Origin of the sequence: Oceaniradius stylonematis (assembly GCF_965223445.1) — a bacterium.
GTDB lineage: Bacteria > Pseudomonadota > Alphaproteobacteria > Rhizobiales > Rhizobiaceae > Roseitalea > Roseitalea stylonematis.
Genome location: NZ_OZ244994.1, coordinates 1,506,772 through 1,533,368, shown reverse-complemented (window position 1 = coordinate 1,533,368; position 26,597 = coordinate 1,506,772). Strand labels below are relative to the sequence as shown.

Here is a 26,597-nt window from a genome sequence, read left to right as displayed (position 1 = left end):
TCCTCTCTTGCGAAACGCAGTCGGCCCATACATTGCCGCCGGTTGCGGGCATGAGCTTATGAACAATCTTACGGTGGCTTCCGGCCGGCAGCATCCGCTGCCGGCATCTCGGCGCCGGAGAATTTTCCGCTCTCAAGGATCAGCCACGCTCGGCCAGCATTTCGACAAGATCTATGTCCGCCCGTTCGGTCAGCGAGACATAGACAAAGGTGATCGTCTCGCGTGCACTGACCATTGCCGAGGGGTAGGGCAGGTGCACCAGTTCGCGGGACGCGAACGCCGGCGACGCGGTCCCCATCTGCCATCTTGTTTCGATAGAGACATCGACAAGATGCATCCGCAAGCCATCGGCTCCCGTCCGGCTTGTCGGGATACCGGCAAGCTCCAGAAATGCAGGCTTGTCGTCAGACTTGCGAAACCCGTCAATGAACGATGCGGCCAGCGACTGCAGCCGATCGTCACGCTCCTTGTCCGGATCGACGTGCACGTGGCTGTGCATGTGGTCATGGGCGTGATTGTGCCCGACACCGTGGCCATGATCGTGGTCGCCAGACATCATGTGAGCTCCCAACCTTGTCCGCCTTCAACATCGGGGCCGGGCGGAACACTCACGGGCTTGTCGATGATGCCCTTGTGGGAACCAAGCTTGCCGTGGCTGACAAGCGTTCCAAGAACATCGACGATCACACGTGTTGCCAGCAGCGCTGTGATGTCGGACGTGTCGTAAGGCGGAGAAACCTCTACGACTTCGAGGCCGCAAATGCCTTCCTTGGCAACCAGCGAGACCAGCTCCAGCGCCTCGCGCGGAAGAAAGCCGCCGGGCTCCGGCCAGCCGGTACCGGGTACAAAGCCGCAGTCGACGCTATCGATGTCGAATGAAACGTAGACTGCGTCAGCATCCTTCCAAGCAAGCTCAAGCGCTCGGGCCGCCGTCTCGGCAAGACCCAGTTCCTCCACGTCGCGCATGGTGAAGATGTTGGTGTTGCGCTTGCGCGCCTCCATCACGCCTTCGCGGGGCACCTGCCAGCCGCCAATCCCGACCTGGACAAGGTTCACCGCCGGGACATTGGCGAGATCAGTCGCGTGGAACCATGGGGTGGTGTGCATCCGCTCATCCAGATCCTTTTCCTGGATGTCGATGTGGCGGTCGAAATGGACGATACCGATGCGTTTGGACGTGCATTGCGCGATGCCGCGCACGCATGGAAAACCAATCGAGTGATCGCCGCCGATCATGATCGGAAGCGCACCCGATGACGCCACATGGCTGACCGCGCGGGTGATCTGGTCAAAGGTCTTTTCGATGTTGGCGGGAATCGTAAAGACATCGCCGACATCGCACAGAGTCATTTGTTCGCGCAAATCGATGCCCATCTCATAATTATAGGGCGTGTAAAGGGCGGAAATCTTGCGCACGCCCTGCGGTCCAAAGCGGGTGCCGGGGCGATAGGTCGTGCCGCCATCAAACGGAATGCCGATGATTGCCGCGTCGTAAGCACCGACCTTGGTCGCGTCTTCGATGTATGGCGCCTTGAGGAACGTGTTGATGCCCGCGTAATGGGGCAACTCGCCGCGCGCAAAGGTCGGGATCGACTTGTCTTCCAGGCTGTCGGATCCTGTCAGCCCCATGCGCAACGCCCACGCGCGCTCTTGCTGCCAGGCGGCCGAGGGCAACTCGCCTTCTTTTTCCGCCGCTTTCCAGCCACGCATTTGCAGCTTGTCGAAGTCGGGGTGATGAAAGCGCTGCGGAGCCGGGCAGCCGATACCGCCGGCTTTTTGCCCTGACCGTGAGGGCCCAAATTCAGTTGATGTGCGCATGGTTGGCTCCGATGTGATTATTCGGCGGTTGTTGGATCAGTTCGTTGGCTTCAGGCACATCTGCGCGTGAGGCGGAATCGATCGGAAGATCGTAGGTGATCGTCGCGCCGTAGCGTTCCGGTGCATGGGGATCGTGCCGTGTCTTGTCGAAAACCAACAAACGCGTGCCCAGCTTGAACGCTTCATGAATGTCGTGTGTCACCATGAAAACCGTCATGCCGCGCTCCTTCCAGAGTTCGAGCAGAAGCTCGTGCATGTCCAGACGAATTCCCGGATCCAGCGCGCCGAACGGCTCGTCGAGCAAGAGCACATCGGGCTTCTTCAGAAGCGCCTGGGCTATGGCAAGGCGCTGTTGCATCCCGCCGGAGAGTTGCGCGGGGTATCGTTTTCGCGCCGCAGCCAGTCCGATCTTGTCCAGCGTCTCGGTCACCCGTTCGCGGGCCTTGCGTCGCGCGGCGCCGAAGCTGCGCGCGGTCAAAGCACTGCATTCGAATTCCTCGGCGAGGATCAAATTGTCTTCCACCGTCAGATGCGGGAAAACCGAGTATTTCTGGAAGACGATCCCGCGTTGCGGTGTCGGCTCGCGCGGCAACGGTTCGCCGTCGATCAAAATGTCGCCGCCACTGGGATGCTCCTGAGACAGCAACATGCGCAGAAAAGTGGATTTGCCGCAGCCTGACGCACCAACAATCGTGCAGAAGCTGCCTCGTGCTATATCGATGCTGACGCGCTCCAGAACGATCGTGTCGCCATAGGACTTGGTCACGTTGCGCACGCTGATTTTGGTATTGCCGACGTTCCGGGTCACAGGCTTCCCCCCTGCAAGTGCGCCCAGCGGAAGGCACGCATCGACAGCAGCAGCAACAGCCTGTCGATCACATAAGCCAGCAGGGTGATCCAGATGACGTAAGGCAGGATGACATCCATCGCGAGAAACCGGCGCACGAGAAAAATCCGGTATCCGAGCCCCGATGTGGACGCGATGGCTTCGGCCGAAATCAGGAAGATCCAGCCAGGCACAAGACCCAGACGCAAGGCCGTGATCAGCCTTGGCAGAACCTGCGGAAGCACAAGCCTGGTCATCATTTGCCAGGTGTTGGCGCCAAGCGTCTGTGCCTTGATGACCAGTTCGCCGGGAATTTCCATCACGGCCTGCGCCGTCGCCCTTGTCATCACCGGGGCGGTGCCAAGCGCGACCAGCATCACCTTGGACGCTTCTCCCAAGCCGACCACAATGAAAAGGATAGGCAGAACGGTGATCGGGGGGATCAGTGAAATCGCCGAAATGTAGGGCGCGAGTGCTGCCCGTATGTGCGGAACGAACCCGATGAGAATGCCTGTGATCAACGCGAATGCAGTTGCAACAGCCATACCAAATCCAAGCCGCCACAGGCTGTCGAATGTATCGACCCAGAGAACGAGATCTCCGGTTCTGCGGTCTGGAACTGCGGCCAGGCGCCAGAACGTTGCTGCCATCTGCTCGATCGACGGCAGCAACTTGTCGGCGGGATTTTCCAGCCGTCGGAAATGGCTGGCCACGGCATAGATCACAATGGTTGCCGCGAACGGTGTCGCAGCCAATGCCAGCCCCAGAACCCGGCCGGGTGTACGGTTGATCAAACGCATGGACGGTTCAGATCGAGGCGATCAGAGTTCGCCGTTCGCCGCCATTTCCATGTAGCTGGTGTCGAACCGCAGTTTCACGTTGCCTTCGTCACCGAAAACGGAGCCGTCGGGGAACTCGACGCCGACAAACTCAGGCGATGGCGCGCCTTCGCCGAGAATGCCCTTGTCGAACAGAAACTCGGCAACGAACTGCATGGTCTGCGGCAGCTCCGGCGATTGCGTGAACTCCACCGCCGCGGCCGGCTCGTAGAACATTTTCGTCGTTGCAAGCTGTGCGTTGTATCCCGCCAGATCGGTTCCCGAGGCATCGGCCATGGCCGTCAGCGCTGCCTCATCGCCAGCCGCCATCAGGCCCATCACTTCATACCATGCGCCGGTCAGGGCCTTGCCAAAATCCGGATTGGCCGCCAGCGTTTCGGTATTGACCATCATGATATCGATGATCTCGCCGGGGATGTTGGAGGAGTCAAACACCTTGGTCGAACCCGGTGTCGCTTCGATTTCCGAAAGCAGCGGATTCCATGTCACCACAGCCGTGACGTCGTCTGTCGCGTAGGCGGCAATCATGTCCGCATCGGATGTGTTGACAACGGTTAGGTCGCGCTCGGAGAGTCCGGCACCATCGAGCGCGCGCGCCAGCAAATAGTGCGAAACGGACAGTTCCACCAAGTTGACATTCTGGCCGGCCAAGGCTTCGACGCTGTCACCCTCCTTGAGGACAATGCCGTCGTTGCCGTTCGAGAAATCACCGACGATAAGCGCCGTGGTGTCGACGCCACCGCCGGCCGGAATGGAAAGCGCATCCATGTTTGTCATGGAGCAGCCGTCGTACTGGCCCGCCGTGTACTGGTTGATCGACTCGACATAATCGTTGATCTGTACGATCTCGACATCGATTCCGTACTTGTCGGCCCATTTGTCCATGATGCCGGATTCTTCAAGATAGCCCCAGGGCATCCAGCCGACATAGATCGACCAGCAAACGCTGAACTCGGTTTTCTCCATGGCATTGGCCGGTTGACCGACTGCCAGTGCCAACATGGCCGCCGACGCCCACGCCGCCGCTTTGAGTGTCTTGATCATCATGGTCTCGCCTCTCCGCTCGTTCGGCTTGGCCACATGGTGTGGCCACCTGTTGAAAGAGGTTCGAGCACGCAGACCGGGAGGAGGCTCGCGTGCGCAAACCTGTGCAGATATCTCCCGGGATTTTGCCCCGCCGTGTTTCCGACCTTCACCGGCCGGATGGTACCTCTCGGACCTGCACCCTTCAAAAAAGAGGATCGGAACCCTAGGCACCCGCTGCACACAGGAACAAAAAGCAAGCCGCGTGCCAAACGCATATCGGGGCAGCATTGGGCGCAAATGGCGCTCAGGCGTCGACCGGTTGGCCTGTTTTGTGTGCAGCGCGCTTCAAATTGATGCACCGATTGATGCAAGCGTTCGCGGCCTGATCGAAACCGAAAGACGATTGGCTTGCTGAGGGTGCCGCGCTTGCGCAATCGGATGACCGTCGAGAACCGATTTGGCCACGGGCCGCAAAATGCCTGTTGCGAACACAACCGGCCGAGCAAGTGCGCTCTTCCAATCGGCCAATCGACGAAAAGCTTTCGATGGACCTGCTCGATGCGCAGTGAGCGGCGAGGCGAAACACGCTTTGGCCCGCACCTTACGGATCAGTCCACATCCACCTGTTCTGCTCCCAGATCTTTTCACCGATGCGGCAGTCCTGTTCGCCGCCGGGCAGATCCAGAATGCTGCCGCTCGTGGGTATGATGCGGGCTGGTGATGAGGGTCCGCCTGCCAATTCGAGAACGATCTTGCGTCGCACGGCTTCGGGAAATTCGTCCCATGACAGGACCGGTATCAGGAACGCACCGGGGCCGCCAATGACGCAATCCCGGTAGTAAAGGTCCAGCCGCTCAATGTCGAACTGGCTGTAGATGCCGTCGCGCGTCATCAGTGGTAGGCCGTTGATGACAATGCCGGACGAAAGCGCTTCATCGCGGGCCCGGACGACATATGGCCCCTGATTGTTTGGCCCGTCGCCGGAAATGTCGATGATCCGCCGGCTGCCGGAATAGGCGTTGGTGTCTATTGCGCTGACCGCAAAATTGATCCCGCCGGAAATGGACGTGCGGCTCATGGACAATGAGGCGTGGGCAAGCAGTTGTTCGGCGAACGCCTGTGCGTCTGCGCGCTCCTCGATCAGCGTCCAGTCCACCAGGATCCTCTGATCGTACTGGCCCGCCCACTCGACGTACTGGATCGCCACGCGGCCGAGCAGGCCGTCGCTTATTGCGTCAATCACCTCATCGCTGACCAGGGCTTGCGCATAGCCGCGACGCTGGATGTCGAGTTCTGCCGGAGACATGGAGCGCGAGACATCGACGGCGAGCACGAGTTCGGCATCGACCTGAATTGTCTCTGCGCGCAAAGCAGCCGTCAGCAGCAGCCAAATGGACATCGTTAGGATCAGGCTTTGGAGGCTTAAGCGCATGTGTCAGTGCATATCTTTTGCCAAATTCCGTCAATTCACGAATTTCCGGCCGCAGAAGCCTGACCCGCCCGAACCAGCTCTGGCAAACCGACTTCACCGAACTCAAGGTGGTCGGCCGGGGCTGGCTCTACCTCTCCACCATCCTCGACGACCACAGCCGGCACATCATCGCCTGGCGGTCTTTTAAGGCGATGCGCGCCGGAGACATGACCGCGATCCCGGAGGATGCCCCGGCTGCCTCCGGATATGACAGCGCCGTCGTCGCCGACCGCCCGCGGCTGCTCACGGAGAACGGATCGTCCTATATCCCGGGAGACCTCGCCGTCTGGCTCGAAACCGAGGGCATCGACCACGTCCGCGGCGCGCCAAGCATCCGCAGAGCCAAGGCAAGGTCGAGCGCTGGCGCCTGACGCCGAAGCACCGGATCGTGCTCGAGAACCACCCCTTGCCCGGGGCGCTCGAGGAAACGAGCGCCGCTTTCGTCGGTCACTACAACCATCGGCGCTACCAGGAGCGCCTCGGCAGCCTCACCCCCGCAGGCGTCTACTTCGGCAGGGCGGAATCCATCCTCGGGCAACGCAAGGAGATCAAGGCAAAGACGATCGGGACACGCCGCTTGCTGCATGGTCAGACGGCGGCATAGACCGAACCGCCAACGAGCCAGAGCCTCCGCTCCCGCTCAGCCCGTCGTGTCCCCAATCATCCGGCGACGGACACGCATAGAGGCAGCGCGGAGCACCGCCCGAGACCTTGGATCATGCGGTGGGGATCGGTGATCCGGGCGGACCGCGTGGCGGACACGCTTGCGAGGACCACCTGTGAGGTTGGGGCCGACACGCTTGTCATCGGAAAACCAAGTGCGCAGCACGTCCCCTTCAATCAGAAACATGCGGTTGGCCTTGGACCATTCGGATTCGCCGTCCTTCAGTTCTGGCGACAGTCGACCCGCAATCGAGGGCTCTCCTCCATGAATCGGACATCGGCGCAATGCGCCGCGGCTCGCCAAAACGAGCAAATTCGGCAGGCTTGTATACCCCGATACAGCGCGCTCGGCGTCGACCTTCAATGATCGGCAACATCGCGTGGCGGCTCTTGCCGTACGGTCGATCCAAGGAGGAAACGTCAACATGAAACAGACAGCTCTGGCGACGGTAACTGCCGTCGCGCTTTCCATCTCGTCGTTCGCTTCGGATGCCCGCTCGGAAGAGATCATGCGGATATCGAGTTGGTTGCCGCCGAGCCATGTGAACACCGAGATCTTTCCCACCTGGATCGAATGGATCGAAGAGGCCACCGACGGCCGCGTCACGGGAACGATCGAATATGACCTGGCCTCGCCGCCCAACCAGATCGACATCGTCACCGATGGCGCGGCGGACGCAGCCTGGATCTTCCATGGCTACAATCCCGGTCGCTTTGTCACGACGAAGCTCATCGAGCTTCCCGGCCTGTCCGGCGACGCCGAGGCGAGTTCCGTTGCCCACCAGCGCGCCTACGAAGCACATCTGAGCGCCGCCGGCGAACATGACGGGGTCGTGGTCGCGGCGATGATGACGCATGGGCCGGGCCAACTCTACATGCGAACGGTCCATGACGGTCTGGAGGCGCTCAGCGGTGCCAAGATACGCATCGGGGGCGGCGTTTCGGCCGACGTCGCGGAAGGCCTTGGCATGGTGGGTGTCCAGGTGCCCGCGCCACAAGTCTATGAAACGCTCGCCGGCGGTGTCGCAGACGGCGTGATGATGCCGATCGACACCAACAAGGCCCTGCGGCTGTACGAGGTGGCACCGCAGACCTACATCATGCCCGGCGGCTTCTCTCGCGGCTCCTTCGCGCTGATCCTGAGCGAGGCCTTTCTCGCGCGCCTGAGCGAGGAGGACCGTGAGGCGGTCCTGTCCACCACAGGTGAGCGGCTCGCGGCGATGGCCGGCGCGGCTTGGGCCAGAGCCGATGTCGCCGGTCTCGAACTGGTGGAGGAGGTGACCGCTATGCACACCTTCTCCGAAGCGGACCAGAACGCCTTCGCCGAAATCGCCGCCGAGATTCGCCGGCAGACGGTCGATGCGGCCGCCGGCCGCGGCGTCAACGCCGCCGCCGCGCTCGAACTGATCGAAGAAACGATGCGGACCTACCGCCAGTGAGCGACCGCGCCAACGGCGGCGTCCGGTCGAACGGGAACCGGACCGCTTTGCGCTGGGTCGCGCGGTTGCCGCTCTACGCGGGCGCCCTGATGCTTCTGGTGATCCTCGGTCTGACGGTGGTCGATGTTTTCGGCCGCTACATCCTGGATGCGCCGGTGAACGGCAAGACGGAACTGACCCGGCTGATGATGGGGACGATGATCGCGCTGGCGCTGCCTGTTGTGTCGGCACGCGACCAGCACATCACGGTCGATCTGTTCGACGGCCTGTTCGGTCCGCATCAGGCGCGCCTGCGGGATGCGGCAATCAACGCCGTTTGCGGCGTGTCGACCCTGATCCTCGCCTGGTGGGTCATGTTCCGGGCCGAACGGCTGATGAAATGGGGCTATGTCAGCGATTTCCTTCACCTGCCGCTCTATCCGGTGGCGTCCTTCATTGCGCTCATGGTCGCGGTCACCGGCTGCGTTCTGCTCGTCAAGGCGGTGCTCGGCCCCGTCGCCAAGCCGCACGCCCGCGGTGGCGATCCGATGCCGCCCCGGGTCTAGCTCGAGGACACCGTTATGACGATCTCGCTTCTCGGCTTTGTGGCCGTCATCGTACTGGCCTTCCTGCGGGTTCCGATCGCCTTTGCGATGGGGCTGGTCGGCGTCGTCGGATTTGGTTGGTTGAACGATTGGAAATGGACGGCGGCCTTGTCGCCCGCGGCAGGTACGGTGCTGGATTCGGTGCAGACCGAAACGCTTTCGGTCCTGCCGCTGTTCATCTTGATGGGGCTGCTGGTCAGTCAGGCCGGGCTTGCGAGCGAACTCTACCGCGCCTCCAACGCCTTTCTGGGACACAGGCGTGGCGGCCTGGCGATGGCGACGGTCATCGCCTGCGGCGGATTTTCCGCGATATCCGGATCGTCACTTGCCACGGCGGCGACGATGTCCAAGGTGGCCATGCCGGAGATGCGCCGGTACGGCTATGACGACCAGCTCGCCACCGCGTCGATCGCCGCCGGCGGCACGCTCGGCATTCTGATACCGCCGTCCGTCATCCTGATCATCTATGGCGTGATGACCGAACAGAGCATCGAAAAGCTCTTCCTGGCCGGCGTGATACCGGGGCTGGTGGGCATCCTTCTCTATCTGGCCGCCGTCCGGTTCATCGTCTGGCGCCGCCCCCATTTCGGACCTTCGGGGGCACGTTCGGATTGGCACGCGCGCGCCGCAGCGGTGCGGAACGTCTGGCCGATCGTGCTGCTCTTCACCGCGGTGCTGGGCGGCATCTATCTGGGCATCTATACCACGACCGAGGCGGCAGGAATCGGTGCGGCCGGAGCACTGGTGATCGCGCTCGTGCGTCGCAAGCTCGGCGGCAGAGCGTTGCTCGATGCCCTGATCGAGACCCTGCAAACGACGGCTTCGCTGTTCGCGGTGCTCATAGGAGCGGTGATCTTTCAGCGCTTCGTCGTTCGCGCCGGTCTGCCGGAAGCGCTGCTCGAGGTCGTCACCGCACTCGATGTCGGCCCGCTTGCCGTCATCTTCATGATCCTGCTTGTCTACTTCCTGCTCGGCTGCGTGTTTGAAAGCCTGTCGATGATGCTGTTGACGGTGCCCGTGTTCGCGCCGGTCGTCGCGGGACTGGGCCTGTTCTCCCAATATGGCGCGATGGGCGAGGAACTCTCGCTGATCTGGTTCGGCATCTTCGTGGTGGTGGCAACCGAAATCAGCCTCATCACGCCGCCGGTTGGGCTCAACGTCTACGTCCTGAAAGGCGTCATCGGCGACGTGGCGACGGGAACGATCTTCAGGGGCATCACGCCCTTCTGGGCTGTCGATATCGTTCGGCTCGTGCTTCTCGTCTTCATACCTTACATGGCGATCGCCTTGCCGTTGACGATGCAGAACTGAGGGGCCCCACCGATGGCGGACAAAGCAAACATGTCGCTCACGTTCCGAACCCTGTTCCGCCGCTTCACGACCGGGGTGGCAGTGGTCGGTGTCGCCGGCGGCGACGGCCCGGTCGGCGCGACGGTAAACTCGCTGACGGCGGTCAGCCTCGACCCGATGCTCTTGCTGTTCTGCGCGCGGAACGGCAGTCGAACCGCCGGCCACATCCAAGAGACTGGTGCGTTCTCCGTCAACATCCTGACCGCCGAGCAGGAGGCGGTCTCGCGGCACTATGCCGGCGAGCCGGGCGACAAGCCGGACTGGACATGGCACGCCTTTGACGAGACGGTCCGACTGGAGGGCGCCAATGCGACCTTCGTGTGCCGGCTGGAACGGGTTCACGCCGCAGGAGATCACGCCATCATCGTCGGCCGGGTCACCGACATGGCCGGACCGGAAACCCCCGGGACTCCTCTTCTTTATCACGGTGGCGGTTACGCCGCGCTCCCCTGGCCCGGCGAGGCGCCGGAACCGGTCGAACCCGTCAGCTTCTGGTGGACCGGCTAGCCGACATCCAGCCGTTCGGCATGGGCCGGCGAAATGACGAAATAGCCGTCATCGAGATAGAGGGTCCCGCTCTCGCGCATGCGTTTGAGGGTCCGCGTGACGGTCACACGCGAAACGCCGGTCATGGCGGCGATCATTTCGTGAGTCAGTCTCGTGCGCACCATATTGCCCTTGGCGTGACGCGTGCCGAACATCTCGCCGAGCCGCGTCAACAATTCGAGCACGCGCTCCTCGGGCTTGTTCGAGACCATTTGCTCGAGGCGAAGCGCCAACACACGCTGCTTCAAGCTCGTCAGCCGCAACAAGATCAACGCGAACTCGGGGTGCTCGCGAAACAGATCGGGCAGCCTGCGCGCCTCGAACTCGAGGACCGTGGTCGGCTCGGTCGCCACCGCGGACGAGAAGCTGGGTAAACCCGCAAAAGCCGTCGCCTCGCCGCAGATCGTGTCGGGGCCCATTTTTTCAAGCACGATCTCGACGCCGTCGATGCGGAAAATCGATATCTGAACGAGCCCGCTGACGACGAAATAGAAGCTGTTGCTCGGTTCGCCCTGCGCATAGATCTGCTCGCCGGCCCGGAACGTCTTTTCCCGCACCAGATGTCGCAGCTCCGAGATCATCGAAGCCAACTGGTTCGGCATGCGCCACGTGGCTTCCGGCTTACCGGTCATCTTCATTGCCTGCCTGCGGGAACCGAACGCTGACAGTATCCGGCGATACAGCGCCGACGATCATACTGCACATATGGTTCCCTAGCACACATCGAACGAGCGAGGGAAACGTCGGAATGGCTCTGCAAACTCTCCAAACGCACGACGCGGACGGCGACGATTGGACCGCAGGCGAAGAGGTTGTCGCCAAGGCAGCGTCCGCCGTTCCATGGCTGCTGGACCAAGCGGGCCGTGTGGACCGCGACCGGACGATCCCGGACGACGTCGCGGCGGCACTGATCGAAACCGGCATTTTCAGGCTGGCCCAGCCAAGGCGTTTCGGCGGGATGGGCGCATCGCCGAGCCTGATGTGGCGGGCGGTTTTCGAGATCGCGCGCGGTTGCGCGTCCTGCGCGTGGATCTCGGGGCTGACCTGCGCCAATCTGCTGGTCGTCGGGCGCTTCTCCGAAGCGGCGCAACAAGAGGTCTTTGCACCCGACAGTTCACCCGTCGTGCCCTTGTTGACCGGCGGTGTCGGTCACGACATCAAGATCGAAACGCGCGATGACGGCATCATGCTCTCGGGCAAGTGGCGCTATGCCTCCGGCATCGATCTCGCCTCCTGGGTCGGCCTTCTCGTGAACCCCGCGCCGACGGACGGTCGCGCCGAGCCCGTTCTGGTTCTCGTGCCGGCGGACGCGTTCACGATTGACCATGACAGTTGGCATGTCATCGGCATGCGTGGCACGGGCAGCAAGAACATCGTCCTGGAAAGCGCGTTCGTGCCGCACCACCGGATGATGGACTGGGCGGCTCTTCAGGTTGGCGAGAAGCATGCCTCCTGTCCCAACGACGAGCCGGCCTATCGGTTTCCGCTGAACGCGCTCCTCGCCATGTCGGTGATCGCGCCGACGCTCGGCGTCGCCTCGGCGGTGGCGGAGGAATATGCCGCGATCGTCAGCCAGCGCGTGCAGTCGAACGGTCAGGGGAAGCAGGTCGCCGACAGGTCCTCCCATGTCGATCTCGCCGCCGGCATCGCGACGATGGACATGCTGCGCAACGTCCTGATCACAGAGGTCGAAGCGATCGAGCGCAAAGTCGAACGCGGTCAGACGCTAAGCTTGGAGGATCGCGCACTCCTGCGGATGAAGATCGCCATCGCCGCGCGCAAAGGCCTGTCGGTCGCACAAGAACTGTTTGCCGGTGTGGGAGGCAGCCTGCTGCCGGAAGGAACCCGGATCGAACGGCAGTTCCGCGACCTCCATGCGATGAGCAGCCATTTCCTGTTGCAGCCCGACCCGATCGGTGAGGCCTATGGCCGCTTGCTGCTGGGGCTGGATCTGCCCGCCGGCGCTCGCCTTTGAGCATCTTTGGGGCCGTGGATCGACACCGGCCCTCGCCAACACACGAAACCCCAGCAAGAGGCACGCCATGACCAAGACAACATTCAACCCCGAAGACCCCGCCTTTGCGACGCCCGACGGCTCGACGATCTTTGCCAAGTTCGGCTACTCGGCGGCCGTGCGGTCCGGCGATCACGTCTTCGTCGCCGGACAGATCGGTCTCAATCCCGATGGAACGGTACCGGACGATGACGAGGGGCAGATCGTCCGCGCATTCGAACGGCTTGAACTCGTGCTCCGGAGCGCGGGATGCGGCATGGAGCATCTCGTCGAACTGGTGTCCTATCATGTCGGCTTGCAGGGCCATCTTTCGCAGTTCGTCGAGATCAAGAAGCGGTTCGTCCCTGAACCGCATCCAACGTGGACCATTCTCGAAGTCGCCGGCCTGGCACGCCCTGGTCTCGTGATCGAGATCAAGGCCGTGGCGGCCCTGCCGTCGAGCTGATCCCTGATGGCGAATGGTGCTGTCAGGTCGCGTTCCGTCGGCTCTGCCGGACGGTATCTGCTGACGTGTGGGACGATCTACCGCCATGCATGGGACGACCGTCCGGCGGAGGCCATGCTGGTCGACAACGGGCGGATATCCTGGTCTGGCGCGCGGGGAGAGGCGCCGGCGGCGGATCGCGTGATCGATCTGGGCGGCGGCACCGTCCTGCCCGGGATGACCGATGCGCATGTGCATTTGCTGGCCGTCGGACAGGCGCGGCAGCAGGTCTCGGCGATCGCGCCGGACATTCGCTCGCGCGACGACTATTTGCAGCGCCTCACGTCCACATCGCAGGGCATGCCCGCCGGCGCCTGGCTCTTCGGCGGCGATGTCAACGAACAGCTGTGGCCGGAGAAGCGGATGCCGGATCGCGCGGCCCTCGACGCTGCCGTGCCGGATCGCCCCGTCTTGCTGCGCCGCTTTTGCGGCCATGTCGCGATGCTCAACTCGGCGGCCCTCCAGGCGCTGAATCTGAATGCTGAGTCCGCCGGCACAGCGGGGGTAGACTTTGACCGCGACGGCGGCGCGCCGACGGGCATCGCAAGGGAACGTGCGGCCGAGTTCGTGTTCCGCGCCGCGCCCCGCCCTCCGGACCGCCAGATCGCTCGGGCGACGCGGCAGGTGATCAACGACCTGTCCCGGTTGGGGGTCACCGCTGCCGTGGATGCCGCCGTCGGCTTCACGTTCGGATTCGAACCGGAGTGGAATTTCTGGCAGCTCTTGCACGACGAAGGGGACCTGCCGCTTCGGCTCGGGTTCATGGCACAGATCGATCCGGCCACCGCAAAAGCACTGTCGCTTGCGCCCGTCCGCGATCCATGGTGGCAATTGTGTACCCTGAAGATCTTCGTCGACGGCATTATCGGGGCGCGCACCGCGGCCATGAGCCGGCGCTATCACGACACCGATGGCAGCGGCTATCTGATGCATGAGCCGGCCGAAATCCGAAAGTTCGTTCAGGCAGGCCACGATCAGGGCTGGCAAATTGCCGCTCACGCGATCGGCGATCTTGCCATCGATGCCATCATGGACGCGATCTCCGCGGCGCAGTCCGGCCGGTCTCGCAACGGCTTGCGCCACCGCATCGAGCATTTCGGCCTTCCCGACCCCTCGGCCTTCCGGCGCGCCGCCGACCTTGGGGTCCTGGTGGCGACCCAGCCAAGCTTCATCTCACGCATGGGCGACTCCTGGCCCATCGCACTGGGCGATCGGCATCACCGCTGCTTTCCCGCCCTGTCCCTTATCGAAGCCGGTCTGTGCCTGGCCGGCAGTTCCGATGCACCGACCGGCGAACTGTCGCCATGGGCGGGGATTCAATCCTTCGTCACGCGGCGCGCCGCGAGCGGCCAACCCAGCGGCCCGCACGAGGCCCTGTCGGTGCGCCAGGCCATTCACGCCTATACGAGTGGCGGTGCCATCGCCATGGGACACGATGCCTGGCGCGGGACGCTGCATACCGGCATGGCGGCCGATTTCGCGCTGTTGGACCGCGATCCCCTCTCATGTTCGGTGGACGATCTGGCATCGATCACGGCCCGGCTCACGGTTGCCGACGGGCGGGCCATGCACGATCCGGACGGCATCCTGTAGCGAGCCAGGCCGGCCGCCGAAGACGGTCGTCCATACACTTGGCTGACAGCCGCGCGGAGGATGGGTCGGTCCGCGCTGGTTCGCCTCGCTTGTCCCAGCCATAGCGCTCCGCCATGGCGTCGACCTCGTTCTCCAAGAAGCTGAGCGCGAGCGCGCGCCGGCGAAATTCTTCGAACGTCTTGACCTCGGCACGTCCGTCAAGACGGCGGTCCAAGAATCCGTCTTCTTTTGATTTGTCATGGTCCAAAACTGATCGATAACGCTTCCATCCGCCGTAAGGTCATCCCGATTGCCCCGTGGTGTTTTCGGACAGGAACTGAGCGGCCCATCGCCCATGGGCGACCCGGCATCACGAACGATCCGGTCCTCCTCCCGTCCGCCGGTTTCGCGCGGCAGCATCGCAATTGCAGTCCATGAAGCCGTGTACGGGACAAGTCAGACACATCTCCTCGAGGCGTTTTTTCAGGGCCTGGCGGCCCCGGTGCAGCCGGACATTCAGGTTGTTGAGGCTTAGACCGAGTGCTTTGGCCACGCGTTGGCGCGGCTCTTCGAGAAGGTCGATCCGCCAGAGAATTTCGGCATATTCGTGCTTCAGAGTGGGCAGAAGCTTGTAAAGGCAATTGCAGATTGCTTCGTCGATCTCGAAATCCGTCTCAGTCGAAAGCTCCTGGATATCCAAAGGATCCATGACGGTCTCCCGTTGCCGCCGACGAGCCGCTCGACGCTGATGGTCGATGATGGTCGTTGCGAGTACGCGGCTGAGCCACCCGCGCACGGACCTGACATCCTGCAATTGGGCCGACCGCTCGATAGCGCGGAGCATAAACGCCTGCAGCACGTCTTCGGCTTCTTCAACCGAGCCCATACGACGGCATAGAAAGCCAAAGAACTGACGGTGGCTCTCTTCGAGCGCACGTCGCACCGCAGCATCTGGAGTGTGAAGCGCATCGGATGATGCTTCATTATCGATGGGCAGGGCTTCACTTGGTCCGCTTCTCAAGACTGCAATCCTCCAGGTAAGTTTGACGCACCGGTTTGCGGTTTTTTACACCTCGGTATTGGCCAGGCCGGATCCGCAAACGGGTGCGCTGCGCCACGCCGCGATATCGGTCTGTAGGGCGAGTCCGAGGATTGCTCAGCAGTCGCACTCGGCGAACCGCCCATCGGCGCAGATCGGACAGTATTGCTTGATGCTCGCCTTCAAGGCTCGGCGGGCGCGGTGGAGGCGGACGCCGACATTGTTCGCGGTCAGACCCAGATCTTCGGCAATTTGGCTGCGTGGTTCCTGGTCGAGATCGGCTCGCTTCAAAATCTCCGCGTAGTCGCATCTCAGCGTGGTCAGACCGTCTCGAACGCAGCGACACGATATGGCCACGTCATTGATCGGATCTGGATCAAGAGCGGTCGGCTGCGGTTCGCGCTTGTAAGCCTCGTCGCATCTCAGGCGAGCAGCGCGGCGTCGATAGTGATCGATGAGCGTGTTACGAAGGATGCAGCGGAGCCACGCGTCGGTCCTTGCTGCGTCATCCAGCTTTTCCGCCGACCGAATGACCTTGAGACAGAAGTCTTGAAAGGCGTCTTCAGCATCCTCCGGTCGATTAAGGCGGCGGCGGAAATAATTGAGAAATTCGCGCCTGCATTCCAGCAAGCGGTCGTGAATTGGATTGTCGTGCGGCTTCGGCACGTTCTGTCGAACGGGTGCGTGCATCGAGGGTCTCCACAGGTCAGCCATTTGGACCATGCGGACACGATCACTGGTCGTGCCCGCGTGGCGTTTGTCGTCAAGCGGCTGGGAGACGGGGAGGCCGGAAGTAAGAATAGGTCAGTGTCGGCAGTGCAGGACCGGCGCGATCAAAGCGCCATGTCGCTTTGGCCGGCCTGACGATAAAGGCGAACGCCGATGAAGGGACCCCGAAAGAGCAAACGCCGGCCGGGCGGCAACAGGCGCTGGTGCCTTCACCTTGTCCGGTGTCATTGGCGATATCAGACAGCCGCGCTTGTGAACACGCCGGTTCCGCATCAAGCGGGGCGGCCAGCGCCGGATAGGTCGATGCGATCGACGCCACCAAGACGAGGACAACGATACCCCACCGCCGATAAAACGGAGCAGGGTTCCATTTCGTCCTTTTCTTCACCAGGCCTGTCAGCATCTGATCGCCGTCTTGGGTTACGATCGCTCAGGGTTTGAACGCGAGACCGTACGCCGGTGCGATCAAGCACGCGCATGGTGGCAATCTTCAGGCGGCCTGTCGACAGTGACGATTTTGCTGCGAACGGGGCTGGCGCGAAGCCGGTCGCCCATGATGCCTCTCAGCCGATCAGGACCGTACCGTCGTCGCGCAACTCATAAGGCGGCACCACGAGGTTCCTCGGAGCCGGCCCCCTGCGAATCCTGCCGGAGGTGTCGTAGTGCGATCCGTGGCAAGGGCAGAACCAGCCGCCCCATTCACCCCGTTCATCACCTTCTCGCTGGCCCAGGGGAACGCAGCCCAAGTGGGTGCAAACGCCGACGACAACGAGCCATTCTTCGGACTTTACCCGGGAAGCATCGGTGGCCGGGTCGATCAGGTCTGGACTGTCGTCGTCGGCCTTGGCTTGAGCAACCTGCTCGGGCGTCCGACGTTCGATGAACACCGGTTGGCTGCGCCAGATCACAGTTATGCGCTGACCGGCGGCGATTGGCTCCAAATCGACTTCGGTCGTCGCAAGCGCTTGCACATCAGCCGACGGGTTCATGGCGTCGATGAATGGCCACACCGCGACGGCCGTTCCGACAGCCGCCATCATGCCCGTCGAAACAAACAGGAAATCGCGCCGTTCGATTTGCGGCGGCGAATCGTCGTCGCTGTTGGCGTCGCTCATGACCGCCCCGGCTGCTGCCCGCGCACCGCAAAGAAGTTGTAAAGGGGCCCGAATATGACGGCCACATACCAGCCATAGGCGAAAGTCTCCGCCAGCCCCAACAAGAAGCTCCGCCAGCTCAGCCATGTGAAGCCCGGGAGCAGCCGCAGCCAAGTCTGATACATGGCCTGTCCGGGAACAAGCAGGTCGAAAACAACACACAGGGTGAAGGTCAGGGCCAAAAACACTCCCAGGCTCATGCCCAATGCGAAGATCGGTATCCGTCGCGATGTTGCGTAGCGCATCGACAGATTGTCAGCCGGATCGAGCGAAGTGGTGTAACGGGTTTCCGTCATTGCTTTCCTCCAATGTCTGGCCATCGTTGTGCTCCAATCTCCGAATGGTTGGATGAAAACGACGCACCCAACGGCTCGACCTGGTGCTTTAGACGGATCGAGCCTCCAAACATTACAGCCGGACATCCCGCCGACTCGTTTCCCGCGCGGCCGCTGAAAGCTGTCGATGCGGACGGTCGAGTGCGATCCAAAACCGGCAAGAGCTTTGTCGGGGACCGAGCACCCGCCTTCCAAGGCTCACGACCAGGAGCGGAACGACGATCCATTGAACGAGCGGGGAAAGGCCGGTGCCGAAGGGCGGCACGCGTGGCATGAGGTCCGAATAGGTCCAGCGCAGCGACACCTCGGTGTAGTAGTATTCAAAGCCGACGGTCAGCGCGATACCGACGGCAACGAACAATCCGAGTTGCCAGCGTTTCGGCCCGGAAATCCAGTGCCGCGATCGTGCGGCCAATGCGGTAATCCAGAAGGCGGTCAGCGCGAAGCCGACATCGCCGACGGTCGCCGATGTGCAGATCTTGATGCCTTCCCAATGGTTAAGGTCCGCCATGCCGGCATAGGTCGGCACCTGCAGGAATTCCCAGACATAATGCAGGACAAACGACAGGAAGGCGACCGTCACCTCCGGCACGGCCCAAAGCGAGCGATCGGGCCGGGTTGGGCGGGTGCCGGTACTCATCGCATCAGATATTTGATGAGGGCGGCGACGCCGAGCACGAGAAACACCAGCACCAGAAGACCGATCAGGCCCATGCCGCCCATACCCCAAGCACTGTCCATCATTCCATTACCCATCATTTCCTTTTGCCTTCCTTGTCGATTGGCCGGTGTGCCGTTCCGATCATCGAAACGATCATCTCGCGGCTTCGCTTCCGTTCAGCCATGCGGTTTCCGGGCTGCGTGATCTGTCCGGCGTGTCACATCGATCGCGTCCGAAGCGGTTTCGTCGAGACATGCCGTTTCGATCTGAAGCGTCACGAAGAAGAAGCCAAAGCGTTCACGCAGAAGCGCATGCGCCGTCTGGAGCAATTCTCCGGCGTCTCCGTGCCATTCCGGTGCTGTGCGGACGTGAGCGGAGAACACGTAGCGGCCGCTGGTCAACGCCCAGCCGTGCACATGGTGGATATCGGAGACGCCATCGAGAGCTTCCAGCGCCGTGATGACCCGGGACAGCGACACGTCGTCCGGCGTGCCGTCCATCAACAAGTGGACCGCATCTCGCAATATGCCCCAGCTCGCCCACAGCAAAACGAAGCCAAACGCGACACCCAGCAGCGGATCGATGGCGAGGAAGCCGGTGAACTGGATGACAAGCGCCGCGACGATAATGATCAGGCTGCCGACGAAGGTCTGAATGATGTGCCAATAGGCGCCGCGGATGTTCAGGTCCTGGCCCTGCTGGCGGTAGAGCAGATAAAGCGCGATCACTTCGGTGACGATACCGCCACTGGCGACAAGCAACATTGGCCCTGTCGGCAGATGAATTGGCGCGCCCAACCGCATGACGCCCATCACGATCACAATCAGCGCCATGACCAGCAGGAATGCGCCATTGACCAGCGCGCCGATGATCTCGGCGCGATACCAGCCGAACGTCCGTCGCAGGTCGGCAGGTCTCCGAGCCAGCCGCGATGCAACGATTGCAACCAGCACACCGCCCACGGCAGAGAAGGTGTGGAAGGCATCGGAGATCACCGCCACCGAACCCGTCCACAGGCCGACAAGCAACTCGATAACGAAATAGACACCGGTCAACCAGGCCGAGATAGTCAGCGCCCGGCCGCTGGATGGCAGATGCCCGGCATGGCCCTGTCCGCCGTGGCCGGTTCGCGCTTTGCCCGAACCAGCATGGTTGCTTTCCATTCCGTCCTGATCAGCGCTCACGAGCGAGGCTCCATAGAGTAGACGCGATTGAGTTCGTCATGGCGTTCGCGAACATCGGCGGGCCACGTGCTCTTGATGTAGCTGAGGATCGCGATGATTTCGTCGTCGGTCAGGATGTCTTCATAGGCAGGCATGGCCGACCGGTAGTTTTCGAGGTTTGCTGCACGCACGACACCCAGTTTGGTGATGTCGAACAACACTTGATCGGGATGGTGCCAGGTGTGGCCGGTTTCATCATGCGGCGGCGCGGGCATCAATCCGTCCGGTTTGGGCGAGCGCCAATCGGCGACCTCGCCTTTAAGGTCGACACCATGGCAGGACGCGCAATTGGCTTCATAGAGCGGTTCGCCCAATGCCACGGTGGGCGCATGATCCGGGCGGAGGAGCTCGGCTCCGCCCGGATCCGCCCCGCCCCCTGTCAGGCGGATCGCGGCCACTGCGGCTAGCGCCGCAACCGCAATTCCGCCTGCCCCAAGCCAGATCCGAGACTTCATGTCGAGGATCCGGCTGGCGAGGACTGATAGATTCGGGGTCGGGTCATTGACCCATCCGCAGGAAGACTGCCGGCTGTTCACCGCTGCGATCCGAATAGGCATAAACGTTGTATTGGGCGTTGTCATCGAATCCCATGCCCAGCGACCCTTGCGGCATGCCAGGCACGGCCAAGCCGCGAACGTCCGGTTTCTCCGACATCAGCTTTTCCACGGCTGCAATTGGAACGTGACCTTCGAGCACGTATTTGCGTTCGCCGCCGATGACCGAGGTGTGGCAGCCGGCCAATTGGTCGGTCACTCCGCCCTGCTTCTTGATCAGCGACAGATCGTTCATGTCGCGGGTCTCGACGGTGTAGCCGGCCTCGATCATCTTGTCGGCCCAGACCTGGCAGCAGCCGCACCACGGCGTTTTGAAGACGAGGATGGATTTTTCCGGATCGGCCTCTTGCGCGGAGGCTGAGGCAAGTGTTGCGACGGTGGCCGCAACGGCGATCCCGATCATGGCCCTTTTCATTGTTCGGTATCCTTTTTCGATTTCTCGGAATGGCAACTCGTGCCGATCAGCTTGTGCATCACGAGATGCATGCCCAGACACGCCAGAAGCGGCGAGGCCGCCCAGAGCAGCTGTGTCAGGGGTTGGCCTTCGGGTGCCGCCAGAACGATCAGCCCGACGCCGGCGACCATCGCCACGCAACAGGCCATCATCAGCCAATGGGACACCGAGTGTTCCGTTTCTTTGCCCGACTGTTTGCTGGCCGGAATGGCCGGAACGGAGCGCCGGTAGGGATTGTATGGCGTCTTCATAGCACCACCACCTTCGCGCCGAGCGGCACGCGCTCATACAGATCGACCACATGATCGTTGATCATGCGAATACAGCCATTGGACACCGACTGCCCAATGGATTGCGGCTGGTTGGTGCCGTGAATCCGGTAGAGCGTGTCTCTGCCATTGCGGTAGAGATAAAGCGCCCGCGCGCCGAGCGGATTGTTCGGCCCGCCGGGGACCCCGCCGGCATAGCGGGCGTACTTCTCCGGCTCGCGGCGGATCATGTTTTGGGTTGGTGTCCAGCGAGGCCACTCGGCCTTGCGGCCGATGACGGCCGTGCCCTTGAAGGCCAGACCTGCCCGGCCGACGCCGACGCCATAGCGCCGTGCCTGTCCGCCGCCTTGCTGCAGATACAGAAAATGGTTGCGTGGGTCGATGATGATAGTGCCCGGCGCATAGCCCGACATACGGACATTTTGCGGCAGGAATTTAGGGTCGAGCGTTGGCGTATGGGCCCGGGCAGGCAAGCCAGGCAGAAATGCGCTGGCGGCAACGCCCAGCACAAACGTGCGCTTTGTGATCATGAGAAACCTCGATTGGCTGATTTCGCGAAGGCACCCTGAAAGGTGCCGGCTATGAGAAATCAGGCAGCAATCGGAGGTCGAAACTGGGGTAGGGCTATGCCGTCAGGCGCGGCTCCGGAACGGGTGATCCTGAGGTCGGCGTCCGTTTCGGCGAGAAAGCCGATGATCGATGGCACGGCGTTGCCGCAATCCATGGCACAACCGCCCATGGCATGATGCATCTTGCTGTCCTCGACGCCGCAGCAATCGGCAAGCATGTCCGCCAAGCTGAGCTCGGCCAACTGGCCATGACCGGCGGCATCCGCCTTGAAGCCCGACGCTCCGTCGAGCGTCGTGCCGGGGACGGCCATTGCCGCCACCAGTGCCAGCATCACGATCATGCTCAGTACGCGCTTCATGCTGCCGTTTTAGACCAATCTCTTTTGGTTTTCCACATCTGGCTTCTTCACGAGATGGTATGGCTCCATGAGATCGTCAACTCGAGGGCGACGACCTTCGTCTTCCTGCGTCTTCGCCGGTTCGACCGCCTCGGGAGTTTTCTAGCGGTTGCCTTGAGCGGCAAGCCGTGCGCCAATCGCGGCCAGACCGATATCCAGCGCCGCATCGGTCTTGGCGATTGATTCAGGGCCATCCTTGATCGTACCGGTAAGCGCTCTGATCGCGTCGATGGTTTCGGGGATCACAATGGCCTGGTTGTCGACCATGTAAGCGTAGAACAACTCGTCGCCGTGCACCTTCAGCATGTCTTCCCACACCGCAACTTCGTAGAGACTGTCGTAAGGCCTGGAAAGGTCGGCCATCATCTCTTTGATCGCATTGATGGCGTTCAACCCATCTCCGGCGCGCACAAGCGCAATCCGCGAAGACGTCCGAAGGGCATTCAGCACCTCCTCCTCCTCGACGTTTCGCGTGAGTTGAACGGTCCAATAGTGCAAATGCGCCAGCGTCTGGGGAACCTTGACGGCCATCGTAACCACGTCGAGATCGGGGTCCACGCTTTGCGTATCCGGGCCTTGATGGCTTGGGATTGTGGCCTCGGGAACCAGTGTATTCATGATGCCGCCCAAATGACTTTCCCAAGGATCGGTCGCTCTGCGAAGGAGCGTTCCGCGCGCTCTTCGCAGCAGTCCTGCTCTTTTGAGGGCACTCAACGTCCGCACGATGGATGTGGTGTTGCACGACACGACCCTGGTGCTGTTTCGATCAACCGCGCTATCGTAATTGGCTTCGGCCACGAATGAATGGCCGGTGACATCATGTGCTTCGCCGCCGTGAACGATGAATTTGATGCCGTGTCGGCGGTACAGTTCGACATTCTTCGCCGCGATCCGCTTTGGCGTGCAGTCGACGACGATGTCCGATTGTTCAAGCAATTCATCCAAAACACCAGCGATCTCGAGACCAGCATCTTGCATTGGCGATGCATGGCCGTCGGACGCGGCGTAAAGCTGGAAGCCCTTGTGTTTGACGATATGAGCGCGCCAATCGCCGGTGATGTCGGCGACCCCCGACAACTCCATGTCATCCTGGGCGGCGATCGCATCGGCCACGCGTTTGCCGATGACGCCATAGCCATTCACGGCCACTCTTGTGCTGTCGTTTTCAGCCATTTGTTCCTCCATCGCTTGCGGGTCGGTCATCCGCTTGCCTAAATCGTTTTCGGTGACGCCATTGTCGCTTGCTGGTTTCACGTGCCAAAGGCGAACGCCGGCGGCAGCCAGAAAGACCGGAAGGGCCAGGCCAAATGCGAATGTCAAGGACGCCGGGGTTCGGGTTCTGTCTGGGTCTATCATTCCGGTATCCCACGGTCGGCCAACTCGCCGCGACAGGCGCGGCGGGATCGCCAATAGGGACGCTCGAAAGAAGCGTTCGTTACAGTTTGGGATCCATTGCGCCTCATCTCGATGCGACGGGAACCTTGTTCCGTCAGCGCGTATCGCGACTCCGCTGGCCGGCTGCCGGGTTCGGCGCAGGCCGTCATGGCCAGAGCCGGCTCATCGCAACGCAGATAAATGATCCGGACCAAGCGATCGGCGGCAAGCCGTTCGATGACTCAACACCAGTGATGAAGCGGAGAACGCCGGAAGGAAAAAACGTCGCCAAGATTGGGCGACGTCCAATGCACCAGTCGAGGATCTGGTGGCGGTGCTGGAGGAGGCCGGCTGTCCCGCCAAACCAGTTCGGGCCGCTTGAAGGCGGACAATATGCGAGACGGCGGCCCATCGTCTGCTACCGCTATTGCATGTCTTGCACTTGGCCGTTGGCTCAGGTCACCTCGAACCATGTGTTCATGCCGCCCGCGGCGTGTTCGAGCATGTGGCAGTGATAGAGCCACTTGCCGGGATTGTCGGCAACGAAGGCGATCCTGGTTGTCTGTTGCGGCCCGACGAGAAACGTATCCCGCCATGGCTGACCAACATCGATCTCGCTGCCCGAGCGTTCGATGACGCGGAAATGGTGGCCGTGGACATGCATGGCGTGAACGAACGCTGTATTGTTGACGGTCTCGATGACGATCGTTTCGCCGCGTTGCGCCGAATATAGCGGCGTCTCGGGAAGATTGGCGATACCGTTGAACGCCCAGACCTGGCCGGTGTCGCGGAAGTCGGAGCCTTCGAGCACTTTGCCATTGTAGGTAACGCGTCCGATGTTGCCCATCGCACCGCCCGTCATCTCGACGCGAACCGTCCGTGCGCCAGCCAATTCAGGTTCGGGCAGATCGTTGACCGGCAATGACGGCACACCCGGCCCGTCCGCCGTTTCGCCCCGGACTTCAAACCCGGCAAAGGCAAATGGCGTGTCGCCCGACAGCTCTTCGATGACGAAATCCGATCCCGCTTGCGGTACGATCAGCAGGTCGACGCGTTGCGCCGGACCGACCATGAGCGGCGCGTAGGTCAGGCGCACCGGCTCGGGCAGAGCCTGCCCGTCATAGGCGATCACTTTTGCATCGAAACGGTTCGGATCGATTTCGAGGATTCGAGCGTTGGAGGCGTTGATCAGGCGAAGCCTGTAAGGCTCACCCGCATTCAACATATTGACCGGCATGGCCCGGCCATTGACCGTCAGCCAATTGCCCAAACGCCCGTCATGGCTCCAGTCCATCAGCGAGCCGAGGCTTGCCACATCCAGCGTGCCTTCGCCGGCCAGCCGCCAATCGTCGATGACCAGCGTCAGATCATGCGCCCGATCAAAGGGAACCTCGTCTTCGTCGACGATCAGCGGTCCGTAAAGGCCGCGCGCGACCTGGTTCCAGCTCTTGTTGTGGGCGTGATACCAATAGGTACCCGCATCGGGCGCGACGAAGTCATACTCGAAGCTCTCGCCGGGTTCGATCGGCTCCTGTGTCAGCCCGGCAACGCCATCCATGGCGTTGTCGATACGAATGCCATGCCAGTGCAGGGATGTTGGCTCTTCAAGGTTGTTGGCCAAACGGACCCGTACCCGCTCGTCGCGTCGCACACGTATTTCTGGCCCGGGCGCCGAGCCGTTGTACGTCCATAGGTCGGATGCCGGCCCATCCGGCTGGAAAATGGCTTGCTGGGAGGGACCAGCAACCAGATCGATGAAGCTGCCCTGGCGGGCGAGCGCGAGCGATGGAAACTGGACGGCGAGCGCAGCAAGACCTGCCCCGCCCACAAAATGTCGGCGTGTGATGTGCATCATGAACCTCAAGAAACTGGAACGGTGAAGGATGTGGTCAGCAAGGCGGTTGCCGTGAAGATCAGCAGAAAAGCCATGGTTTCGTATCGCAGCGATCTTCGGAAACGCGGCGCCGCGCGCTCGGCATCAACCGCCAGCGCCGGCACGAAACGCCATTTGTTGAGCGCGGCGATACCGAGCACGATCGATACGAGCACCAGCTTGCCGATCAGAACCCGCCCATAGTCGGATGCCCAAAGCGGCTCGATACCGCCAAGCAGAACATAGGCAAAAGTGCCTCCCGCGAGGATCAGCATGGGCACGATGATACTTGCTTGCCGGCCGAACCGGTCGGCGATCTCGGCGGCGTGGGATGCACCGCCATCGAACAAGGTCAAGCGGTACAGCGGGGCCAACGCACCAAACCAATAGGCCACCGCCAACAAATGAAACGTGATCAGCCCACCGAGCAGCCATTGCGGTTCGCGGGTGGCGTGGCCGGTCAGGGCAAACGAAGCAGCGACCATAATCGCGCCGAACAACGTCGCCGGCGCCCGCACTGGACGGAACAGCGCCGCGAGCAGGATCAGCGCCAAACCTCCGAGGCGGACGTAGGTGGACTCACCCAAGGGGCCCTGCAAACTGATCATGACGATGTTGGGATCGACCATGCCGCCCCAATCGTCCATCAGCCGTCCAGCTTGCACCAGCACACGGAACAGTGTCGCCGCTATGGCGATCAGCGTGGCAGCGATCGCCAGCGGCCGCAGCGCATCCGCCACTTCATCGCCGGCGCGCGGCAAACCGAGGCGGAACAAGAGCGTGCCGACCGCCAGGAAGCTCGCCACGTAGATAATCAGCTTGCTTGCGGCAGCAAGCAAGCTCCAAATCATGAAGACATCGCCCAAGGTTCATTCTCCTTCGACGGTGAAGGAAAACGAGCCAGTCATGACATGGCCGTCTTCCCCGAGAGCACGCCAGTTCACCTCGTATCGACCAGCGCCCATGAACTCAGGCGTCAGGCTGATCGCATCAACCATTGCGAATGTCGGTATTTCGATCGCCTTGGTGTGACTGGCTGCGCCGTTCGTGTGCATCATCTCCACTTTCATCACACGCGCGGGTGCCGTGAACTTCAGCTGGATCGTTTCGGGGACGGCATCGAGCGTCGCTCCGTCCGCAGGCTCGGTCATGTTCATTTCGGAATGGGACAGGGCGGGTGTTGCTGCAAGCAGCAGCGCCGCAAGCGCCACAATGGATTTCTTCATGCTTGGTATCCTCTTTCTTCCTTGTCCAACGCTGCGCGTTGCGCCGTCATCGGCATCAGGCCGACAATCGTGCGACCATGGCAATGAGCGTTCAATGGACTGGGGCC

Annotated in this window: 30 protein-coding genes, 1 pseudogene and 1 riboswitch; of the genes and pseudogenes, 8 read left to right on the top strand and 23 right to left on the bottom strand. The window is 61.9% G+C overall.

The genetic code is table 11. The features are described from left to right. Window positions 1-139 precede the first annotated feature (139 nt). The 6 genes from ACOQOU_RS07615 to ACOQOU_RS07590 form a co-directional block, all read right to left on the bottom strand. On the bottom strand, window positions 140-559 hold the full coding sequence (locus ACOQOU_RS07615) for a hypothetical protein (protein WP_306024919.1): 420 nt from the start codon (window positions 557-559) through the stop codon (window positions 140-142). After that, the gene (locus tag ACOQOU_RS07610) at window positions 556-1,818 is read right to left on the bottom strand and encodes an agmatinase family protein (RefSeq protein ID WP_306024920.1); all 1,263 of its coding nucleotides are present in this window, start codon (window positions 1,816-1,818) and stop codon (window positions 556-558) included. Before ACOQOU_RS07610 ends, ACOQOU_RS07615 begins: the two co-directional genes overlap by 4 nt. After that, window positions 1,802-2,626 carry an ABC transporter ATP-binding protein gene (locus tag ACOQOU_RS07605; RefSeq protein ID WP_306024921.1) on the bottom strand — a complete coding sequence of 275 codons (825 nt, stop codon included), beginning with the start codon at window positions 2,624-2,626 and terminating at the stop codon, window positions 1,802-1,804. Before ACOQOU_RS07605 ends, ACOQOU_RS07610 begins: the two co-directional genes overlap by 17 nt. Further along, the gene (locus tag ACOQOU_RS07600) at window positions 2,623-3,444 is read right to left on the bottom strand and encodes an ABC transporter permease (RefSeq protein ID WP_306024922.1); all 822 of its coding nucleotides are present in this window, start codon (window positions 3,442-3,444) and stop codon (window positions 2,623-2,625) included. The genes ACOQOU_RS07605 and ACOQOU_RS07600 overlap by 4 nt, the downstream gene beginning before the upstream one ends. 21 nt (window positions 3,445-3,465) lie before the next feature. Then, window positions 3,466-4,527, bottom strand: coding sequence for a putative urea ABC transporter substrate-binding protein (locus tag ACOQOU_RS07595; protein ID WP_109765774.1), 1,062 nt, complete (start codon window positions 4,525-4,527; stop codon window positions 3,466-3,468). 112 nt (window positions 4,528-4,639) lie between these two features. Next, window positions 4,640-4,747, bottom strand: a riboswitch (guanidine-I (ykkC/yxkD leader). Window positions 4,748-5,110: 363 nt separating this feature from the next. After that, window positions 5,111-5,908 (bottom strand): DUF1194 domain-containing protein, encoded by a 798-nt coding sequence (locus tag ACOQOU_RS07590; RefSeq protein WP_306024923.1) that lies wholly within the window; start codon window positions 5,906-5,908, stop codon window positions 5,111-5,113. Between the two features lie 95 nt (window positions 5,909-6,003). On the opposite strand from ACOQOU_RS07590, the pseudogene ACOQOU_RS07585 reads away from it, so the two are divergent. From ACOQOU_RS07585 to ACOQOU_RS07565, 5 genes and pseudogenes are all read left to right on the top strand, one after another. After that, window positions 6,004-6,584 (top strand): annotated as a pseudogene (locus tag ACOQOU_RS07585) (transposase); the annotation flags it as partial. A 484-nt stretch (window positions 6,585-7,068) separates the two neighbouring features. Then, window positions 7,069-8,082: a TRAP transporter substrate-binding protein gene (locus ACOQOU_RS07580; protein WP_306024924.1), complete on the top strand. Its 1,014-nt coding sequence runs from the start codon at window positions 7,069-7,071 to the stop codon at window positions 8,080-8,082. Next, window positions 8,079-8,627, top strand: coding sequence for a TRAP transporter small permease (locus tag ACOQOU_RS07575; protein WP_306024925.1), 549 nt, complete (start codon window positions 8,079-8,081; stop codon window positions 8,625-8,627). The genes ACOQOU_RS07580 and ACOQOU_RS07575 overlap by 4 nt, the downstream gene beginning before the upstream one ends. A 15-nt stretch (window positions 8,628-8,642) precedes the next feature. Next, window positions 8,643-9,977 carry a TRAP transporter large permease gene (locus ACOQOU_RS07570; RefSeq protein ID WP_306024926.1) on the top strand — a complete coding sequence of 445 codons (1,335 nt, stop codon included), beginning with the start codon at window positions 8,643-8,645 and terminating at the stop codon, window positions 9,975-9,977. Window positions 9,978-10,007: 30 nt separating this feature from the next. Then, window positions 10,008-10,523 carry a flavin reductase family protein gene (locus ACOQOU_RS07565; RefSeq protein WP_306024927.1) on the top strand — a complete coding sequence of 172 codons (516 nt, stop codon included), beginning with the start codon at window positions 10,008-10,010 and terminating at the stop codon, window positions 10,521-10,523. Here the strand turns inward: ACOQOU_RS07565 and ACOQOU_RS07560 are convergent. Beyond that, a complete protein-coding gene (locus ACOQOU_RS07560; RefSeq protein ID WP_158585206.1) occupies window positions 10,520-11,194 on the bottom strand; it encodes a Crp/Fnr family transcriptional regulator in 675 nt (224 codons plus the stop codon). The genes ACOQOU_RS07565 and ACOQOU_RS07560 overlap by 4 nt on opposite strands. A 116-nt stretch (window positions 11,195-11,310) precedes the next feature. On the opposite strand from ACOQOU_RS07560, the gene ACOQOU_RS07555 reads away from it, so the two are divergent. The 3 genes from ACOQOU_RS07555 (at window position 11,311) to ACOQOU_RS07545 (ending at window position 14,653) form a co-directional block, all read left to right on the top strand. Next, window positions 11,311-12,537: an acyl-CoA dehydrogenase family protein gene (locus ACOQOU_RS07555; RefSeq protein WP_109765457.1), complete on the top strand. Its 1,227-nt coding sequence runs from the start codon at window positions 11,311-11,313 to the stop codon at window positions 12,535-12,537. A gap of 67 nt (window positions 12,538-12,604) precedes the next feature. Continuing rightward, entirely contained in the window at window positions 12,605-13,021 is a 417-nt protein-coding gene (locus tag ACOQOU_RS07550) for a RidA family protein (RefSeq protein WP_109765772.1), read from the top strand. A 6-nt stretch (window positions 13,022-13,027) separates the two neighbouring features. Next, window positions 13,028-14,653 (top strand): amidohydrolase, encoded by a 1,626-nt coding sequence (locus ACOQOU_RS07545; protein WP_420578864.1) that lies wholly within the window; start codon window positions 13,028-13,030, stop codon window positions 14,651-14,653. 349 nt (window positions 14,654-15,002) lie between these two features. Here the strand turns inward: ACOQOU_RS07545 and ACOQOU_RS07540 are convergent, their stop codons facing one another. The 16 genes from ACOQOU_RS07540 to ACOQOU_RS07465 form a co-directional block, all read right to left on the bottom strand. Then, the gene (locus tag ACOQOU_RS07540; RefSeq protein ID WP_306024929.1) at window positions 15,003-15,653 is read right to left on the bottom strand and encodes an RNA polymerase sigma factor; all 651 of its coding nucleotides are present in this window, start codon (window positions 15,651-15,653) and stop codon (window positions 15,003-15,005) included. A gap of 135 nt (window positions 15,654-15,788) precedes the next feature. Beyond that, complete coding sequence (locus tag ACOQOU_RS07535) at window positions 15,789-16,361, bottom strand: RNA polymerase sigma factor (protein ID WP_306024930.1); 573 nt, start codon at window positions 16,359-16,361, stop codon at window positions 15,789-15,791. A 73-nt stretch (window positions 16,362-16,434) separates the two neighbouring features. Further along, complete coding sequence (locus ACOQOU_RS07530) at window positions 16,435-16,803, bottom strand: hypothetical protein (RefSeq protein WP_306024931.1); 369 nt, start codon at window positions 16,801-16,803, stop codon at window positions 16,435-16,437. Window positions 16,804-16,963: 160 nt separating this feature from the next. Then, window positions 16,964-17,515, bottom strand: a complete 552-nt coding sequence (gene petA, locus ACOQOU_RS07525; protein ID WP_306024932.1) for a ubiquinol-cytochrome c reductase iron-sulfur subunit — start codon at window positions 17,513-17,515, stop codon at window positions 16,964-16,966. Further along, window positions 17,512-17,850, bottom strand: a complete 339-nt coding sequence (locus ACOQOU_RS07520) for a DUF5676 family membrane protein (protein WP_196780302.1) — start codon at window positions 17,848-17,850, stop codon at window positions 17,512-17,514. Before ACOQOU_RS07520 ends, petA begins: the two co-directional genes overlap by 4 nt. 112 nt (window positions 17,851-17,962) lie before the next feature. Beyond that, the gene (locus tag ACOQOU_RS07515; RefSeq protein ID WP_306024933.1) at window positions 17,963-18,529 is read right to left on the bottom strand and encodes a hypothetical protein; all 567 of its coding nucleotides are present in this window, start codon (window positions 18,527-18,529) and stop codon (window positions 17,963-17,965) included. A gap of 197 nt (window positions 18,530-18,726) precedes the next feature. After that, window positions 18,727-19,734, bottom strand: coding sequence for a cation diffusion facilitator family transporter (locus ACOQOU_RS07510; protein WP_245412799.1), 1,008 nt, complete (start codon window positions 19,732-19,734; stop codon window positions 18,727-18,729). Next, the gene (locus ACOQOU_RS07505; protein WP_109765443.1) at window positions 19,731-20,228 is read right to left on the bottom strand and encodes a c-type cytochrome; all 498 of its coding nucleotides are present in this window, start codon (window positions 20,226-20,228) and stop codon (window positions 19,731-19,733) included. Before ACOQOU_RS07505 ends, ACOQOU_RS07510 begins: the two co-directional genes overlap by 4 nt. 43 nt (window positions 20,229-20,271) lie before the next feature. Further along, the gene (locus tag ACOQOU_RS07500; protein WP_245412800.1) at window positions 20,272-20,730 is read right to left on the bottom strand and encodes a DUF411 domain-containing protein; all 459 of its coding nucleotides are present in this window, start codon (window positions 20,728-20,730) and stop codon (window positions 20,272-20,274) included. A gap of 8 nt (window positions 20,731-20,738) precedes the next feature. Continuing rightward, window positions 20,739-21,032 (bottom strand): DUF2933 domain-containing protein, encoded by a 294-nt coding sequence (locus ACOQOU_RS07495; protein WP_109765439.1) that lies wholly within the window; start codon window positions 21,030-21,032, stop codon window positions 20,739-20,741. Beyond that, entirely contained in the window at window positions 21,029-21,580 is a 552-nt protein-coding gene (locus ACOQOU_RS07490) for a L,D-transpeptidase (RefSeq protein ID WP_306024934.1), read from the bottom strand. The genes ACOQOU_RS07495 and ACOQOU_RS07490 overlap by 4 nt, the downstream gene beginning before the upstream one ends. A 59-nt stretch (window positions 21,581-21,639) precedes the next feature. Continuing rightward, complete coding sequence (locus ACOQOU_RS07485) at window positions 21,640-21,978, bottom strand: hypothetical protein (protein ID WP_375566097.1); 339 nt, start codon at window positions 21,976-21,978, stop codon at window positions 21,640-21,642. A 141-nt stretch (window positions 21,979-22,119) separates the two neighbouring features. Then, complete coding sequence (locus ACOQOU_RS07480) at window positions 22,120-23,373, bottom strand: type II glyceraldehyde-3-phosphate dehydrogenase (RefSeq protein WP_306024936.1); 1,254 nt, start codon at window positions 23,371-23,373, stop codon at window positions 22,120-22,122. 472 nt (window positions 23,374-23,845) lie between these two features. Continuing rightward, on the bottom strand, window positions 23,846-25,243 hold the full coding sequence (locus ACOQOU_RS07475; protein ID WP_306024937.1) for a multicopper oxidase family protein: 1,398 nt from the start codon (window positions 25,241-25,243) through the stop codon (window positions 23,846-23,848). Between the two features lie 8 nt (window positions 25,244-25,251). After that, window positions 25,252-26,130, bottom strand: a complete 879-nt coding sequence (locus ACOQOU_RS07470) for a copper resistance D family protein (protein WP_109765430.1) — start codon at window positions 26,128-26,130, stop codon at window positions 25,252-25,254. Window positions 26,131-26,133: 3 nt separating this feature from the next. Beyond that, window positions 26,134-26,490: a copper resistance CopC family protein gene (locus ACOQOU_RS07465; RefSeq protein WP_306024938.1), complete on the bottom strand. Its 357-nt coding sequence runs from the start codon at window positions 26,488-26,490 to the stop codon at window positions 26,134-26,136. Window positions 26,491-26,597: the final 107 nt, after the last annotated feature.

Bases quoted from the DNA above. Each gene is read 5' to 3' on its own strand.
- ACOQOU_RS07615 (WP_306024919.1), bottom strand. From the start codon at position 559: ATGATGTCTGGCGACCACGATCATGGCCACGGTGTCGGGCACAATCAC.
- ACOQOU_RS07610 (WP_306024920.1), bottom strand. From the start codon at position 1,818: ATGCGCACATCAACTGAATTTGGGCCCTCACGGTCAGGGCAAAAAGCC.
- ACOQOU_RS07600 (WP_306024922.1), bottom strand. From the start codon at position 3,444: ATGCGTTTGATCAACCGTACACCCGGCCGGGTTCTGGGGCTGGCATTG.
- ACOQOU_RS07595 (WP_109765774.1), bottom strand. From the start codon at position 4,527: ATGATCAAGACACTCAAAGCGGCGGCGTGGGCGTCGGCGGCCATGTTG.
- ACOQOU_RS07590 (WP_306024923.1), bottom strand. From the start codon at position 5,908: ATGTCCATTTGGCTGCTGCTGACGGCTGCTTTGCGCGCAGAGACAATT.
- ACOQOU_RS07580 (WP_306024924.1), top strand. From the start codon at position 7,069: ATGAAACAGACAGCTCTGGCGACGGTAACTGCCGTCGCGCTTTCCATC.
- ACOQOU_RS07570 (WP_306024926.1), top strand. From the start codon at position 8,643: ATGACGATCTCGCTTCTCGGCTTTGTGGCCGTCATCGTACTGGCCTTC.
- ACOQOU_RS07565 (WP_306024927.1), top strand. From the start codon at position 10,008: ATGTCGCTCACGTTCCGAACCCTGTTCCGCCGCTTCACGACCGGGGTG.
- ACOQOU_RS07560 (WP_158585206.1), bottom strand. From the start codon at position 11,194: ATGACCGGTAAGCCGGAAGCCACGTGGCGCATGCCGAACCAGTTGGCT.
- ACOQOU_RS07555 (WP_109765457.1), top strand. From the start codon at position 11,311: ATGGCTCTGCAAACTCTCCAAACGCACGACGCGGACGGCGACGATTGG.
- ACOQOU_RS07550 (WP_109765772.1), top strand. From the start codon at position 12,605: ATGACCAAGACAACATTCAACCCCGAAGACCCCGCCTTTGCGACGCCC.
- ACOQOU_RS07545 (WP_420578864.1), top strand. From the start codon at position 13,028: ATGGCGAATGGTGCTGTCAGGTCGCGTTCCGTCGGCTCTGCCGGACGG.
- ACOQOU_RS07535 (WP_306024930.1), bottom strand. From the start codon at position 16,361: ATGCACGCACCCGTTCGACAGAACGTGCCGAAGCCGCACGACAATCCA.
- ACOQOU_RS07530 (WP_306024931.1), bottom strand. From the start codon at position 16,803: ATGCTGACAGGCCTGGTGAAGAAAAGGACGAAATGGAACCCTGCTCCG.
- petA (WP_306024932.1), bottom strand. From the start codon at position 17,515: ATGAGCGACGCCAACAGCGACGACGATTCGCCGCCGCAAATCGAACGG.
- ACOQOU_RS07520 (WP_196780302.1), bottom strand. From the start codon at position 17,850: ATGACGGAAACCCGTTACACCACTTCGCTCGATCCGGCTGACAATCTG.
- ACOQOU_RS07515 (WP_306024933.1), bottom strand. From the start codon at position 18,529: ATGAGTACCGGCACCCGCCCAACCCGGCCCGATCGCTCGCTTTGGGCC.
- ACOQOU_RS07505 (WP_109765443.1), bottom strand. From the start codon at position 20,228: ATGAAGTCTCGGATCTGGCTTGGGGCAGGCGGAATTGCGGTTGCGGCG.
- ACOQOU_RS07500 (WP_245412800.1), bottom strand. From the start codon at position 20,730: ATGATCGGGATCGCCGTTGCGGCCACCGTCGCAACACTTGCCTCAGCC.
- ACOQOU_RS07495 (WP_109765439.1), bottom strand. From the start codon at position 21,032: ATGAAGACGCCATACAATCCCTACCGGCGCTCCGTTCCGGCCATTCCG.
- ACOQOU_RS07490 (WP_306024934.1), bottom strand. From the start codon at position 21,580: ATGATCACAAAGCGCACGTTTGTGCTGGGCGTTGCCGCCAGCGCATTT.
- ACOQOU_RS07485 (WP_375566097.1), bottom strand. From the start codon at position 21,978: ATGAAGCGCGTACTGAGCATGATCGTGATGCTGGCACTGGTGGCGGCA.
- ACOQOU_RS07480 (WP_306024936.1), bottom strand. From the start codon at position 23,373: ATGATAGACCCAGACAGAACCCGAACCCCGGCGTCCTTGACATTCGCA.
- ACOQOU_RS07475 (WP_306024937.1), bottom strand. From the start codon at position 25,243: ATGCACATCACACGCCGACATTTTGTGGGCGGGGCAGGTCTTGCTGCG.
- ACOQOU_RS07465 (WP_306024938.1), bottom strand. From the start codon at position 26,490: ATGAAGAAATCCATTGTGGCGCTTGCGGCGCTGCTGCTTGCAGCAACA.